This window comes from Serinicoccus chungangensis, from assembly GCF_001483745.1.
Taxonomy (GTDB): domain Bacteria; phylum Actinomycetota; class Actinomycetes; order Actinomycetales; family Dermatophilaceae; genus Ornithinicoccus; species Ornithinicoccus chungangensis_A.
Map to the genome: position 1 here is coordinate 1 of NZ_LQBL01000028.1, position 13969 is coordinate 13969.

Annotated in this window: 14 protein-coding genes; 6 read left to right on the forward strand and 8 right to left on the reverse strand. The window is 66.2% G+C overall.

Translation table 11 applies throughout. From position 1 onward, the window contains the following. Positions 1–372: 372 nt before the first annotated feature. The 3 genes from AVL62_RS08600 to AVL62_RS08610 form a co-directional block, all read right to left on the reverse strand. Positions 373–1704 (reverse strand): hypothetical protein, encoded by a 1332-nt coding sequence (locus AVL62_RS08600; protein WP_058891253.1) that lies wholly within the window; start codon positions 1702–1704, stop codon positions 373–375. Between the two features lie 272 nt (positions 1705–1976). Further along, complete coding sequence (locus AVL62_RS17060; protein ID WP_153011727.1) at positions 1977–3956, reverse strand: hypothetical protein; 1980 nt, start codon at positions 3954–3956, stop codon at positions 1977–1979. Positions 3957–4144: 188 nt separating this feature from the next. Beyond that, on the reverse strand, positions 4145–5119 hold the full coding sequence (locus AVL62_RS08610; protein ID WP_058891255.1) for an IS481 family transposase: 975 nt from the start codon (positions 5117–5119) through the stop codon (positions 4145–4147). 372 nt (positions 5120–5491) lie between these two features. Here AVL62_RS08610 and AVL62_RS08615 point away from each other — a divergent pair, with 372 nt between their 5' ends. After that, complete coding sequence (locus AVL62_RS08615) at positions 5492–5788, forward strand: helix-turn-helix domain-containing protein (protein ID WP_028130775.1); 297 nt, start codon at positions 5492–5494, stop codon at positions 5786–5788. A gap of 3 nt (positions 5789–5791) precedes the next feature. On the opposite strand, the gene AVL62_RS08620 is transcribed toward AVL62_RS08615, so the two are convergent. From AVL62_RS08620 to AVL62_RS08630, 3 genes are all read right to left on the reverse strand, one after another. Beyond that, positions 5792–6394: a ClpP family protease gene (locus AVL62_RS08620; protein WP_058891256.1), complete on the reverse strand. Its 603-nt coding sequence runs from the start codon at positions 6392–6394 to the stop codon at positions 5792–5794. After that, complete coding sequence (locus AVL62_RS08625; RefSeq protein ID WP_058891257.1) at positions 6391–7011, reverse strand: ClpP family protease; 621 nt, start codon at positions 7009–7011, stop codon at positions 6391–6393. The genes AVL62_RS08620 and AVL62_RS08625 overlap by 4 nt, the downstream gene beginning before the upstream one ends. A 203-nt stretch (positions 7012–7214) precedes the next feature. Next, positions 7215–7829 carry a TetR/AcrR family transcriptional regulator gene (locus tag AVL62_RS08630; protein ID WP_235585621.1) on the reverse strand — a complete coding sequence of 205 codons (615 nt, stop codon included), beginning with the start codon at positions 7827–7829 and terminating at the stop codon, positions 7215–7217. A gap of 184 nt (positions 7830–8013) precedes the next feature. On the opposite strand from AVL62_RS08630, the gene AVL62_RS08635 reads away from it, so the two are divergent. The 5 genes from AVL62_RS08635 to AVL62_RS18210 all read left to right on the forward strand — a co-directional run bounded on the left by AVL62_RS08635 (position 8014) and on the right by AVL62_RS18210 (position 12059). Continuing rightward, the gene (locus AVL62_RS08635; RefSeq protein ID WP_235585627.1) at positions 8014–9045 is read left to right on the forward strand and encodes an NAD(P)-dependent alcohol dehydrogenase; all 1032 of its coding nucleotides are present in this window, start codon (positions 8014–8016) and stop codon (positions 9043–9045) included. A 95-nt stretch (positions 9046–9140) separates the two neighbouring features. Next, positions 9141–9632: a DUF6326 family protein gene (locus AVL62_RS08640; protein WP_058891260.1), complete on the forward strand. Its 492-nt coding sequence runs from the start codon at positions 9141–9143 to the stop codon at positions 9630–9632. A gap of 43 nt (positions 9633–9675) precedes the next feature. Continuing rightward, positions 9676–10482 (forward strand): CPBP family intramembrane glutamic endopeptidase, encoded by an 807-nt coding sequence (locus tag AVL62_RS08645; protein ID WP_083518822.1) that lies wholly within the window; start codon positions 9676–9678, stop codon positions 10480–10482. Between the two features lie 131 nt (positions 10483–10613). Continuing rightward, entirely contained in the window at positions 10614–11498 is an 885-nt protein-coding gene (locus AVL62_RS08650) for a CPBP family intramembrane glutamic endopeptidase (protein ID WP_058891261.1), read from the forward strand. Between the two features lie 408 nt (positions 11499–11906). Beyond that, positions 11907–12059, forward strand: coding sequence for a helix-turn-helix domain-containing protein (locus AVL62_RS18210; RefSeq protein WP_419177487.1), 153 nt, complete (start codon positions 11907–11909; stop codon positions 12057–12059). 43 nt (positions 12060–12102) lie between these two features. On the opposite strand, the gene AVL62_RS08655 is transcribed toward AVL62_RS18210, so the two are convergent. Both AVL62_RS08655 and AVL62_RS08660 read right to left on the reverse strand, forming a co-directional pair. Further along, the gene (locus AVL62_RS08655) at positions 12103–13251 is read right to left on the reverse strand and encodes an ATP-binding protein (protein ID WP_058891262.1); all 1149 of its coding nucleotides are present in this window, start codon (positions 13249–13251) and stop codon (positions 12103–12105) included. A 115-nt stretch (positions 13252–13366) separates the two neighbouring features. Further along, on the reverse strand, positions 13367–13855 hold the full coding sequence (locus tag AVL62_RS08660; protein ID WP_058891764.1) for a DUF6933 domain-containing protein: 489 nt from the start codon (positions 13853–13855) through the stop codon (positions 13367–13369). Positions 13856–13969: the final 114 nt, after the last annotated feature.

Sequence of the window (13969 nt, forward strand, 5' to 3'; positions counted from 1 at the left end):
GCCCCAGGGAGATCAGCTGACCACGGACAGGGAGATGAACTGTCCGCCAGCAAGGAGATCTACTGTCCGCCTACAGGGAAGTCCCACTGTCCCTTGACACCAGTCGCCTTATGGCTGGACTGGAGGCTGATCGTGCCTCGGATTAGCGACAATTTACGGAGCGCGGACCGGCCCAACATCATCCAGAATTGGACGTTCGACGGGTCTTACGCCGCCCATCAGAACCCGCTTGCTTCAAGACATTCATGTGTTCGCTGACCCGCTCGCACCATGTCTCGCAGATGACGCGACGTCAGGGGCCCTCGACTCACTGATCGCGGTTGTGGAGGCGCGGCTCGTCCGGGAACCTCTGGAGCCGATCCCCGATCCTGGCTACCGCGGTGGAGGGGGCGAGGGGTACGGAGTCCCGCGCTTGATGCCGAGACCCACGGCGCTCTGCAGTGCGCGCACGGCCTCATGTGTGCCGGTCGCCCGATCGCGCTCGACCCGCGTCTGGTCGTCGTCGATCTCCGGCCCGCATGCCCAGTAGCGGGTGTGAGAGAGCAGCGTCGTCCGGTAGAGCCTTGCCCGCCAGCCGGCGGCCGAGGGCCGCACCTGCCGGTCCCACACGCCAGGACCGAACTCACCAGCGACGGGTCCGCCAACTGGGTCGCCGAACAGGGGGAATCGAACGGGATAATATAGGTTGTGCCACCGGGTGGGTCCGAAGGGTGCGCCGTGGTGGCCGGTCAAAAGGTTGCGGAGCTGCCCGCCGCCGATGTCGACGTCATCGGAGACGAATGAGGTCTTGCCGTCGGCCAGCGGTGGGCAGGTGGGGTACTCCTTTTCGTCCTGGCGACGTGATAGGGGAACCCGCTTGGTGCTTAGCAGCAGTGACGCGTGGGCCAACGGTGCGCCGAGCGTAACGAAGTCGGTGACCAGCCACGGTACGCCGACGGCGCGATTTTCCCGCCATAGCCTCAGCTGCGCCTTTTGAAACTCTGATCGCCGCTGGTCGTTGGGGTTCACGCCGAGCGCCTCGACGCTCTTGCCAAACAGTTTGGCCTCGGGTTGGTCGGCCCATTGCGCGGGGTTTGGGTGCCGCAGCTCATCCCAGGCGAGCCTGATCAGGTCGAGCCCGATTACAGCGCCGAGGCTGTGTCCGACGACCACCACCCGCTGATATTTGCCCTCGTTGTGTAGCTTATGGATCAGGGCGAGACCCTCAGCACGGATTTCATTGCGGGCTGCGATGTTTGGCGGCTGGGGGGTCAGGTAGCGCGCGGCGTCGGCGAGTGACTTCGTGATGAACCCGCCCGCTACGAGCTGCACCAGTACGATCGCGCTGGCGAACCACGTCTTCCAAGAGTTCCAGATGTCGCCGACAGAGCCGCGGTGGAGCTGGTCAATGACCTGCCACACGATTAGCGCGAGGAGACCCATGAGCAGAATCTGCAGCACGCAGAACCACGCGCGTAAGGTGTTGTCCAGACGCCAGAAAGGCCGCCGCAATAGAAGTGTGAGCGTCCACCGCAGCGTTTCGCGTAGGTCGCCGGCATCGAAGTGGTGTGCCCAGTAGAACTCGTAGAGGTCGGTGGGTGGCCGGCTCGCCGTCCCCTTCAGGGTGAAGCGACGCAACTCGAAGGACTCCGAGAGCCGGTCTGGCTTGCTCCAGAAATCCGTGATGCCTAGCCCGCTGACGACGAACGAGCGCAGCGTGTCCATCGGTCGCTGCTCGCCTATTCCGTGTATGAGGACGACGGCCTGTCGTTCATTCGCCATATGCGAGATTGTGCCAGCGCTCCGCGAGCCTCACAAGACCCTGGCTGGCCATGTCCGGACGGGCCCATAGAGCACTAAGCGGCCAACCAGCCGCTCGTTCAACCCCGTGAACCGTGATTGTTAGCCCCGAATGCACCTGAGCACGCTCACGAGGACCTATGCCGAGCTGCCGGTCAAATGGTATCTTGGTGCGAAGTCGACAAGAAGAATGAAACTTACTCCACCTTGGGCCGCTTGGACGCAGCACTCGGTATTCGACTCGAAAAGGCGCGCCTGAGGTAGCCGCCAACTGACCGGGTCGCCGCCGGCTGGTTTAACGAGGAGCTGGCGGCATCACGGGTTAACCGACCACAGTCGGCGAGCGGGACATCCGACACCACGTGAGAGCAGGGGTCCGCTGATGACGGCTGTGCGGCATCTGCCGCATTGAGTGGGCGAATCGCTGCCGCGATCGTCTCGGCGAACACCGCTGGCACCGACCCTGGCCGGAACATCCCAGCCATGTGAATAGCGTGCCATGGGTCCCCGTGATTCTGCTCAGCACGTTCGTAGGCACAAGTCGACGAGGAGCGGCCAGTCTTCCGGGGACGGAGGTCACAATGGTTGCACAGCCAGGTAAGGCGCGGTGAGAGTGCGTCAGCGTACCGCCGAGCGTAACCGAGCGCGGAGCCTTCCGACATTTTGATCCGGTCCTTAGCCTCCACGACTACCAAGTCGCGGGGGTGTTCTCCGGGGACGCTAATAGTTACGTCGGGCGTGAGCTTCCGGTCGTCGCCAAAGGTTCGCAGCGGTTCTCGCCAGACCTCGAGCCGCTCACCTCCCAGCTGCCGAGTGAGGTACGCGACCGGTTCAGCAGCCTGCGACCCTGGCAACACCCATGCCCGAGTGTCGGGGTCAAGCCCGGTTAGCGTCATAGTCCACCCAGCTTGCTCACAGGCGCGCAGCGTGGTGCATAGAAGCCACACCTCGTAGAGAAGGTCGCGATGTTGCCACAGTGGTAAGTCCAGCAGTTGCTTAACCTCCTCGTAGACCCGTTCACCCGTGATTTCCTCCTGCAGCAAGACAAGCGTTTTTCTCATCCAGATTGTCGCCTCCGTGCACGCGGTACTCAGGCGTTCCAGCCACGCGGTCCACTCAGTCGGTGTTGTCCACTTGTGGCTGGGCAGTCCCGGGTCCAGGCCCTCCCGGAACATGGAACACCAAGCCGCCAAGGCGGCGACGGCTGAGGAGGGGTACCATTCTCCATTTACTATGTTCACGATCGGCTCCCCTTTGCACATTCCGACTTCGTGTGCGACGCGTTCGCTGCCGCTGGCAGGGAACAATGCCTGTGCACCGAGAAAGCTATCGCGCAGGTAACGTTCGATCTCGCCGGTGATTCCCTCGTCGTGAGAGTCGGGGCTGACGCCGTACGCGTGCTCCGCTACGTATGTCCCCGCCGGAACGCCAATTGGCGCAGTGTTGGCTAGATGGTCTATCCACGAAGTGAACCCGTTGACTACCCTCTCGGCCTCCTGTACCAACTGCTCGGCCGCCTCGAGCGCTTCACCCGCCGCCCGAGCTGGTTGTACCCATGAGGGATCGACGACCGCCCGCTCTCCCAAGCGATGCACCGCCTCGCCAACCTGCAGAACGGCGGCTGCCAGTGGGTACTGTGCCTCGGCCTGCGTAACACCGATCGGGGACCATATGCTCTCGCTCCGAGGTAGTGGCCATTGCCCGTAGGGGATACCCATGTCGAGGCCTACGAACGTTTCGAGGGCCTTGGAGTCGAGGGTATTGAGGGTTGCTGCGACAGTTTTCCTTAAGAGGTGTGTAACCTGCGTGAAAAATGCCGGGCTGAGGGTGAGCTCCACACCGTCGACGTCGCTAGGCAGGATACGGAACTGTTCGCTCGTGCCTGTCGTGGTTGCCTCGCAGTCGCACAGCAGGCGATAAATCTGCTCGATCATTGCTACTAGCAGGCTGTTGGTCCGTACGAGTTCGGCGACGATGGAACCGGTGTTTGGCGCGTTTCGACTCAGTGCCTTTGCAGCTACAGCGCGCAATTTGGCGGCGCGATCGGGGGTGTGCTGCGGAAGGTCGGCTTCCAGAGCAGCCAGGTCGACACCGAAGGCGGCAAAGAGATCAGCGGATACATCGCCTTCCTGCTTGCCCGTACCGAGTCCCAACGAATCGGCGACCAGGGTCGCCATGGCAAGCCGCTGAGGGGCCTCCCGACGTCGTGCCGCTTCGCGGGGTGTCGGGCGTAAGACGAAGCGCATGACAGCAATCCTGACGGGCATTCTGCCCCCGCGTCTAGGGGGTTGGATGCGCTCACCAACGACGACTAGGGGGTGTGGCAGCGCCCCGATCGAAGTACCCGACTAGCTGTACTCGGCCATCAGGTTGGTGACAGTCGGCTCGTGGGCGGCAGGCCGCCGAGTGCGCTGTGGCGTCGTTCAGTGTTGTAGGACTGCAGCCAGGGTGCAAGGGCGTCGCGTCGGGCCTGGTTGCTGGTGAAGACGTACCGGTAGGCCCACTCGGCCTGCAGGGTACGGTTGAACCGTTCGACCTTGCCGTTCTGCCAGGGGCAGTGCGGTTTGATGAACTTGCGCACCGCCCCGATGGCGGCGACGGCGTCGATGAACGCGCGCCCGTGCCGGTAGGCGAGGGCGTTGTCGGTCATCACCCGCTCGATCCTGGTGATGCTGTGGGCGGTGAAGTAGGCAGCCGCGCGGGTCAGGAAGCCGGCGCAGGTGGCTGACGTCTCGTCGTCGTGGATCTCGGAGTAGGCCAGGCGGGAGTGGTCATCGACCATCGAGTGCACGTAGTCGTAGCCGATCTTGACCTTCTTGTCCCGTTGGTGCCCGGATGCGGCCCGGCCGTGGGCGCGCCATCCGCCGCCGTCGGGGATCTTGCCCAGCTTCTTGACGTCGACGTGCACCAGCTCCCCGGGCCTGTCGCGTTCGTAGCGGACCGCGGTGGCCTTGGAGGAGCGGATCACCTCACCGGTCATCGGGTCCAGGCACCTCAAGTAGCCCACGCCCGCGCGGCGCAGCACCCGGCCCACGGTGCGCGGGGCCAGGGCGAGCTCGCCGGCGATCCAGTCCTGCCCACGCCGGTGCCGGTGGCGGCAGTCCAGGATCTGCTGCTCGACCTGCGCCGGTGTGCGATGCGGGCAGGTGTGCGGCCGGCTGGAGCGCTCACCCAGCCCGGCGACGCCGTGACGGTCGTACCTGTTCAGCCACCGGTGGGCGCACTGGCGCGAGATACCCATCGCCTTGGCGACGTGAGCAACGGCCCACCCTTGCTCGCGGACCCGCTGCACCAGCAGCAGGCGGCCATGGATAGTCGGACGGGCATTAGCGTGGGGCATGAGGACCTCCGAGTTCAGGGTTTGACTCTCGACAAGCCACACCCCACCCGGAGGTCCTCCTCACGTCAACACCCCCACTGTCACCAACCTCCTGGCCGGGTACAACTAGCCCTCCAAGTGAGCCCACTACAGACTGGCGCACTAACCTGCGCCCGTCATCCGGCCACCCATGGGATCATGCCGCGCGGCGCGCGCGTCATACCGCCGCCAGTCGCGCGCATTGAGACGGGTACGCGTGCGGTCTTGCCGGCAGGATCGCTCAGGCTCAGGCTGCTCGGTCCGGGCCGCATTCCTATGCGCTGCCAAGCGGCAGAACGGAGCATCAGTCCCGTGGGACCGGATGGCAGGTTGCCGTTGGGTAGGCTGGGCAATGTGTCCGAGGTGATCCGCTTCCCGAGCCGCCACACAACCTTGGCCGAGCCGTTGTGGCGTGAGGCGGTGGGTGACACCGTCCGGCAGGAGCGACTCGACCGGGGCGAGCGGATCATTGACGTCGCCGAGCGCGCGGGCATTGCGCCGCAGTATCTTTCGGAGATTGAGCGTGGCCGCAAGGACCCTTCCTCCGAAGTGCTCAGCGCGGTCGCCGGCGCTTTGGACCTTGGTGCTGGTGAGGTCACGCGGCGGGCTGCCACGCAGATGAGTCGCGGCCCGGTCTGCCTGGCGGCCTGACGCTCACTCGCCATTGCTGACGCGGCTGGTGTAGACGACGTCGACGACGCCGTAGTTCACGGCCCCCTCTGCAGTGAGGATCAAGTCGCGCTCGGTGTCCTCCCGGATCTGCTCTCGTGGCTTGCCGGTATGAGTGGCAAGGACCTCCTCGAGCATGGTGCGGACCCGTTCGACCTCGTCGGCCTCCAGGATCAGGTCGGGGATCGCGCCTCGTCCCTCGGCGGCAGGCGCGTGGATGACGACCCTGCCGTGCGGCAGGATCGCCCGACGCCCGGCCTCGCCACCGGCGAGCAGCACAGCCGCCGTGGAGGCAGCTTGTCCCACGCAGGTGGTGTGAACCTCCGCCCGCACGAACTGCATCGCGTCGTAGACCGCCAGCATCGCGGGGATCGAGCCGCCCGGGGAGTTGATGTAGAGCTGGACCGGCTGGTCTGGATTCTCGGACTCCAGGTGAATGAGCTGGGCGATGATCGCGTTGGCGACCCCGTCGTCTATCGGGGTGCCGAGGTAGACGATCCGGTCGGCGAGCAGGCGGGAGTAGATGTCGACCGTGCGCTCTCCCTGGTGGGTGCGGGTGGTGACGTAGGGGATGGGGTGGCTGCTCATGGACGTCCTCCGAGGCCGACCGGCCGGCTGGCGACCGGCATGACCTGGTCGATGTTGTCGATGACGTGGTCCACGAACCCGTAGTCGATCGCCTCGTGCGCATCGAACCATCGGTCCCGCCGCGAGTCGCGCTCCACGGTGGTCACGTCCTGACCGGTGTCCTCGGCAATCAGGCTCAGGACGGTGTCCCGGGTATGCCGCAGGTCGTCGGCCTGGATGGCGATGTCCATTGCCGTGCCGCCGATGCCGGCCGACCCCTGGTGCAGCAGCACCTTGGAGCGTGGCATCGCGAACCGCTTTCCCGGGGTGCCGGAGGACAGCAGGAACTGACCGGCACTGTAGGCCATGCCGACGTTGACTGTGACCACGTCATTCCCGATCGCTCGCATGCAGTCGCGGATCGCGAGCATGCCCGGCACCGAGCCGCCGGGTGAGTTGATGAGTAGCCTGATGTCCGCGGCCGGGTTCTCGACGGCCAGCAGGAGCAGGCCGTTGCACAAGCGGTTGGCGTTCCAGTCCTCCAGCGGTTCGCCCAGGAGCAGCGTTCGACGCTCAAACAGGCGCCGGTACATCTCCTCGTCTAGAGATCGACCCGCCGGTGCTGATTCGGTGCTCATGTGACCACTCTCAGTCAGGATTCGGCCCAGACGTCAGGGCGCTGCTCACAGCAGCGCTGCTGTGAGCAGCGCTGGCTGCGCCTGCGGCAGGGCCGCCCGAGACGGTATGGGGAGGCTTCGTCGTCCTGATGGGGTTGCGGGCCGTGGCCTGTCTCACAGACATTCCTGAGTCACCGAGCAGGACCGCCCCTCGGCCTGTCCGACTATGCGGAGGCTCTCAGGGGCTCGAGCGCGGACAGGATGAGGTCGAGGCCGAAGATGAACTCCTCTGCCGGGTCGTAACCGGTGGCGGCGAGCGTCGCGGCGGACTCGTGGAGGTAGGGAAACTGGTCGGGAGGGAGCTGGGGCAGGTAGACGTCCTCGACCATGTCCGCGAGCTCGTCGGCGGTGTCGAACGGGAGGGTCGTTTCCTGCAAGGCGTGCCCGTAGACGTAGCTGTCGAGCAACCAGTTGGCGTGCGTCGCCATCGGGACCGTGAAGCCGGACCTGCGCAGGCAGGCGGTGACCGCTTCGCGGTGACGGAGGTTCGCGGGCCCCGGCGTCGTCCGCGACTCCATCAATCCGGTCGCCCACGGGTGGCGGGTGAGAACCTGCCGGGCCGACACTGCCCGCCGTCGCATCGCCGTCTGCCAGTCACTCTCCTGGGGAGGAAGTTCGATCTCCTCGAACACCACGTCGATCATGGCGTCCAGCAGTTCTTCCTTGCTCGCCACGTAGTGGTAGAGCGACATCGCACCAACGTCGAGCACGCCTGCCAGCCGGCGCATGCTCAGCGCGTGCACCCCGTCTTGGTCGGCGAGCCGGACGGCCTCGACCACGACCCGATGCCTGCTCAGACCCGTCTCCGACGCGGGCTGACGTTCGTTCCCCACAGGCACGGGTGACCTCCCTTCCTCAACCCTCTTGACAATCGTACAGCGTACGTCGATAGTACGTCGTACGACTGGTGCGTACACCGTACGACGCTGTCGGCTGTTGACCCTATGACGTAAGGAGACTTCGGTGAAAGCCACGCAGTCATCGGATGGTCCAGCGCGCCAGGCGGCGGAGGACAGGCCGGCATCGATGCGGGCCGTCGTCCAGCAGCGCTACGGCCCGCCGTCGGTGCTGCGGACGACTGAGGTCGACCTGCCGCTGCCCGGTCCGGGCGATGTGCTCGTCAAGGTGGGCGCGGCCTCGGTACATCTTGGTGACTACTTCGTCATGACCGGGAAGCCGTACGTGCTGCGCCTGGTGTTCGGGCTCCGCCGGCCGCGCCATGGGATCCCCGGCCGGGACTTCGCGGGCGTCGTGGCGGCGGTCGGCAAGCACGTCACCGCTGTGCGTCCCGGGGACGAGGTGTTCGGCTGGAGCACGGCGGGAACGCTCGCCGAATACGCCTGCGTCCCGGCAGACCACGTCGCGCCCGTGCCCGTCGGCACATCGCTCGTGGAGGCGGCGGCAGTCCCCACCTCGGCCTTGACAGCGTTACAGGCCATGCGCGACGTCGCGAAGGTTGGACCTGGCCAGACCGTGCTGATCACGGGAGCGTCGGGCGGGGTGGGCTCCTTCGCCGTCCAGATCGCCAAGGCGTTGGGCGCCGAGGTGACCGGTGTATGCAGTAGCCGCAACGTCGACCTGGTCCGTTCGCTGGGTGCCGACCACGTCGTGGACTACACCAGGACCGACTTCACCCGCGCCGAGAGTCGCTACGACGTCATCCTCGACAACGTGGAGGCCCAGCCCCTGGCAGCTGTCCGCAGAGCGCTGACGCCTGCCGGCACGCTCATTCCCAACAGTGGACGCGGCGGCCGCTGGCTCGGGCCCCTCGCTCGGATCGTCAGAGCGCGCGTGCTGTCCGGGTTCACCCGTCAGCATCTGAAGCCTTTCGCATCGGTCGAGAAGCCTAGAGACCTGCTCACCCTGGCCGACCTTCTCACCACTGGACAGGTCACACCCGTGATCGACCGCATTTGTCCCCTCGACGAAGCGGCCGACGCCCTCCGCTACGTCGAGGCCGGCCACACCCGGGGGAAGGTCGTGGTCACCATCTGAGGACCACGACGACCAGAACGGCACCTCGTGCCCTTTTCACCCTCGGACCTGACGTCACTGCGGCTGAAGGACCGCTCTGCCCTGGAGAAGAACCGATGACCAACCGAACGAACACCCCGGACCAGCTCGATACCCCACCGATCCCCGTGCAGGCCAAACTCGCCGCAGCCTGGACCAGCTTCATGTTCCTCTACGTCTACGTGGACATCCTGGCCCTCTACAAGCCCGGCGTCGTCGACGGCATCCTGGCCGGGGTCGTCTGGGAGCTCGACATCACCCCCACCTGGGCCATCTCGGCCTTGACTCTCCTGGCCATACCCATCCTCATGGTCGTGCTCTCGATGACCCTTCCCGCCCGGGCAAACCGCATCACGAACCTGGTCGTGGCCTCGCTACAGGTCCCCTTCGCGGCGTTCAACGCGGTGGGGGAATTGGGCGAGCCCTGGATGTACTTCTACGTCCTGGGCGTCGCACTGGAAGTGGTCGTTCTCGCCTTCATCCTTCGCTCCGCCTGGGCCTGGCCACGCCGCACCGCATCACCCTCGACCTCGGTCTCCGAAGGGCGACCCGCGCCGCAGCAGGCATGACTGCTACCCGCCTCGCTGTCCTGCCGCCGGAGAGCAGCAGATCATGACATCCCTTCCTCCGCCCGCGTCAGCCGAAGGCAGCGCGGAGCGTGACATCGCAGCCGAGAACCCGATCCCGCAACTCACCCTCCCCGGGGTGATAGGAGTCTGGGCAGCAGCCGCTGTACCCATGGCCGGGTTAGCGTGGGTGCTCGCACCCCTGCTCGCATCCGGATGGGAGTCACCCCTCGCCCTCGCGCAGTCCCTCATCGTGGTGCTCACTGCGGGCATGGTCTGGCAGTTCATCCTGGTCCTACTTCTCGTCCACAAGGAGCAGCGGACCTTGAGGTGGTCCGTCGTCCGGGACGTGCTCTGGCTGCGTGCTCCCCGTGACCCGCGTACGGGCCGACGCGGCGGACGAACATGGCTCGTCGTCCCGATCTGCGTCATCGCGTTCGCTCTCATGGAATTTCTTCCGTTCGAGCTCGCCCCTGCCACAGGGCGCGACTTCGGCGACTTTCTCGGGTCCCCTGACGGACAGGCAACGGTCTCCGGCTCTTGGCTCTGGCTGGGGGTTCTACTGGCCTTCTTCGTCTTCAACACAGTCCTGGGTGAGGAGCTGCTCTTCCGGGGCTACCTCTTGCCCCGGATGAGGGGCGTCTTTGGATCGTGGGACTGGATCGCCAACGGTGTCCTCTTCGCCGTCTATCACCTGCACGTCCCCTGGGTGATCCCGATCGCCCTCATCGACACGTTCCTCTTGTCACTACCGTCTCGCCGGTACCAAAGCGCCCTCGTCGGGATCATCACCCACAGCGCGCAGAGCTTGTTCCTCTTCACTCTCGTCCTGATGCTCTTCCTGGCTCCCTAGCCCTCCCAAGTCCCCGTCCGGGGGTTCAGGCTCAGCACTACTGACGTTGACGGCCAGTGAGCCACCACATCCCAAGGCATCCGAGATCCTCGCACGACCTTCCCGCTTTCGCTGCACCGAGGAGATGCACCATGCAGACACACGGCAACCAGTCCTCCAACACCCACAGTGAGCGCGACCGACCGGCCGCCCCCCATCCGTCCTGGCGTGAGATCGCCGGCTACGTCGCCCTGGCCAGCGGGCTGTGCTGGCTCGTGATCGCCCCGGCCATGCTGGGGTTCATCGACGCTGAACTAGCCCCCGCACTGGTTCCGGTTGCCCAGCTCACACCCCTACTCGCCGCGCTGGTGTTCGTTCGGGTGCTGCGCCCCGGGCGGGCACGTGACTTGCTGGCGCTTCGTTGGAACCGTTCCGGCCGCTGGGCGGCCATGGGAGTGGGCATCCTGATGCTGATCGGGGCAGCTCAACTGGTCTCGGGGCTGCTCCTCGGGTGGCGCCCACGACCAACCGCCGAGATCCTGACTGCCGCATCCGTCGTCCTACCCCTCCTAGTGCTGCAGGCAACATTCGCCGTCGGCGAGGAGACCGGTTGGCGCGGATGGCTGCTCAGCCGGACCCGACACCTCGGGTTCCCGGCAGCTGCAGCCATCTCGGCAGGGGCCTGGACGCTTTGGCACCTTCCAGCGCTCACGTTCCTGCCCGACCCAATCTCGGCCGAGTCTGCCGCCTACCTGCTGGGGATCGCCTCATGGGCGCCCTTCCTCGTGGCCCTGCGACTCGTCTCTGGATCAGTGTGGCCACCCGTACTCGTCCACGGGGCGATCAACAGCGTCCGCGTCTTCCAGCTGCAGTCGGTAGCCGACTCAGGCGGTGTCGACTGGCGCGTCGAGGCGCTGGGCTGGGTGCTGTGGCTCCTGGCTGCGGTGCTGCTCGCCAGGCATGGGGGTCGGCAGACCAAAAGGCTCCCGGAACATGGCTTCGCGGTCCGTGGCCTCGACGCTGACACGATTCGCTGACCGGCACGTCATGCTGCCGGCGGCACTCAGAAGCTGAGCGTTTGCGGCGCTCGAGAACCGCGCGAAAACGACACTGTTGATATTTCCTCAGTGGCAGCTTGCACGTCATTCCGCCGCTACTGACGTACTCCCACGGATGGTCACCCAGGCCGAGGCTCAGACCCGCCTATCCCCTGATGGAGGGCCATCCGGCCCGGGTCTAGCCAGCCATTCGCAGGGATCGTCTGGGCGCCGCTGCTGACCCATCGCAGGTCGATCCTCGACGCCACTTTCCGAGGGAAGTCTCAGCGCAGAGAGGAGTGCGTACGTCCTGCCCTACCCTGGCCGTCCATCTAGCCTCATGCCAGATCCTGATCTCGCACGCTGGGCATGACCTGTACCGGCTACCGGTTGACTTGAAGGACTACGTTGTCCGCGAGTACCTCGTGGGCCGGTCACTACGAGCTTGCCGAGGTCACGGGCCGCAGCCACGGGGCGGTGCGCAACATTTTGGAGCGCGGCGCTGTGCCGCTACGCGGTCGTGGGGCCGGCCGAATTCGCTCCCTGACCCGACCGCCGTGATTGCAGGGCGGGACCTGTCGCAGTCCAACGACAGATTTGACGCTCAGTGCTGGGTGAGTGTGCGGACGTAGGTCCCGAAGCCGGGGACGGTGAACTGCATCATCCCGTGGGCGGGTGCGTCCACGATGCCCTTGTCCATGAGTGACTGGCGGGCCATGGACAGGGCCGTGGTCTCGACCCCGAGCGCCTCGGCGATGTCTCGGCGGGCGACCGGACCGTCCTGCTGGGCGGCCATCGCGGTGAGTAGGTCACGTTCCCGAGCCGTGGCCTTGGCCCACCTGGATCGGTACAGCTCGTTCACATCGATGTCGACCTGGTCCTGCGCGGCCAGGACATGGTCCATGCTCAGACGGCCCCCAAGGCCTGGGTCGCCCGCGGCACGCCACACCTCGTCCCCATACAGCTGGATGAAGTACGGGTACCCCTGAGCACGTTCGACCACTGTCTCTAGCGCGTCCGTGGCCCAGGACACCCCCAGGGCCGCGGTCGGCGCTGTCAACGCCTGTCTGGCGTCGTGCGCTTCGAGATCACGCATCGGCCGGTACTGAAACCGCTCCGCGTGAGTCACCGCGCGGGTCACCACATCCGGAGTGTGCGATAAGCCAGCCCCCAACAGCGCCGCGGGCACCGGGGACTCCGCGGCCTGCAGCTCCTGCCACGCGTACGCGACCGTCCGCAACGACTCGGCGTCCGCGGACTGGAACTCATCGACCAGCAGCACCAGCCCCCTGCGGTCGGCGTCCTCGACCGCAGCCCGGGCAACAGCCGTGACCAGGTCCCGGAACGCCCTCGTCACCTCCGGCCCGGGCCGGGCCCCACCGGACACCTCCACCGCCGCGACCCCGGGCACACCCGCCGAGACCTTCACCTGGTCCACGCGCCCTCCCAGGACATCACCGTGGCCCCAGCCACGGGTCAACACGGCCACCTCATCCGCCACCACCGAGGTCAGCGTGCCGTTGCCCGCCGTCACGAACACCGTGGCCAACCCCAGGTCCCTGGCCGCGCGCTCCGCCCGACGCAACAGACTCGTCTTCCCCACACCCCGTGGGCCGATATCGACCCGCACCCGGCCGGCGAAGCGGCCCTCGACCGCGACCCGGCCCAGCACACCCATGATCTGCGTCACCTGAGCCTCCCGGCCCGGGATCTCCCACGCGGTCTCCCCCGGCGTGAACGGACTCGCGACCACGGCACCTCACCGCCCTTCCCCGATAGGTCTTTATAACTCGCACCAACTATAAAGAGCTATCTCGATCAGCGCTATCACCGGCGTATCCCGTTGCAAGAGACGCTAGGCGCGCCAGTTACGGGTCGACAAGCGCGGCCAGCTCCCGGTCCGGGCTTACGTGCCTCGAGAGCAGCGGCCCGCACGGAACGGTAGCCAGACGCAGTGACCACCCCATCAGGTCCGGCTCCGCGTCCTGCTCGCGGTAGACGTCGGCCAGGAACGCGAACTCGTTCATGGACCCGATCACGCTGCGACTCGCCGTGGGGGCGAGGCGATAGTCAGCGGTTCCCCGCACCTCGCGTTCCACCACGGTCTCCCGCAGACCGTGCAGACGCAGCAGCCCGGCGAGCACCGACGGGAACCGGTCCAACAAGGTCACCGCCGGCGCCAACGGCACCAGCACCGGTAGCAACGTCGACTCACTCACCAGGAGCGCCACCTGGCGACGCCACGCCAGCTTCTTCACGTACCAGTCCCCCAGCAGCGTGTCCGACACCTCACCCGGCGCAGCCTGTGCCCCACCCAGCCGCGGAAGCAGCTCACGCGTCGCCCGCACGATCACCACCACCCCAGTATGCAACCGCCCTCCGGTGAACCATCACGGCAAGAGCCTCACAACGACCGGCCGGTCACGATCCGGGACTGGGTAGCCCGCACCCGGAGCGGGAACGACACGCCA